The organism is Vibrio sp. 10N.222.46.A1, assembly GCF_041473595.1.
GTDB classification, from domain to species: Bacteria; Pseudomonadota; Gammaproteobacteria; order Enterobacterales; family Vibrionaceae; genus Vibrio; species Vibrio tasmaniensis_A.
In genome coordinates, this window is sequence record NZ_JBFRSN010001611.1 from 1 (window position 1) to 424 (window position 424).

The 424-nt window shown below is 42.9% G+C and carries 1 protein-coding gene; it reads left to right on the forward strand.

Annotation, left to right across the window (positions count from 1 at the left end; translation table 11 throughout):
• Positions 1–424 (forward strand): ATP-binding cassette domain-containing protein (locus AB4496_RS28420; protein WP_372133408.1); only part of this gene is annotated, 424 nt, incomplete at both ends.

Sequence of the window (424 nt, forward strand, 5' to 3'; positions counted from 1 at the left end):
ATTTAAAGGACCACGTGATTCACAACAAGCCGGCATTAGCATCATTCACCAAGAGTTGAACCTAATTCCTGAGCTAACCATCGCCGAGAACATCTTCTTAGGTCGTGAAATCACAGGCACCATGGGACGTATCTTGTGGAACGAAATGTACCAAGAAGCGGACAAGCTACTTAAACGCCTTAACGTAAAACACAGTTCAAAAACTCCTTTAGGTCAGCTAAGCCTTGGTGAGCAGCAAATGGTAGAGATAGCGAAAGCCCTATCGTTTGAATCTAAGGTCATCATCATGGATGAGCCAACGGATGCACTAACCGATACCGAAACTGAGTCTCTATTTAAAGTAATTAACGAACTACGTGATGAAGGCTGTGGCATTGTTTACATCTCTCACCGTTTGAAAGAGATCTTTGAGATTTGTGATGAC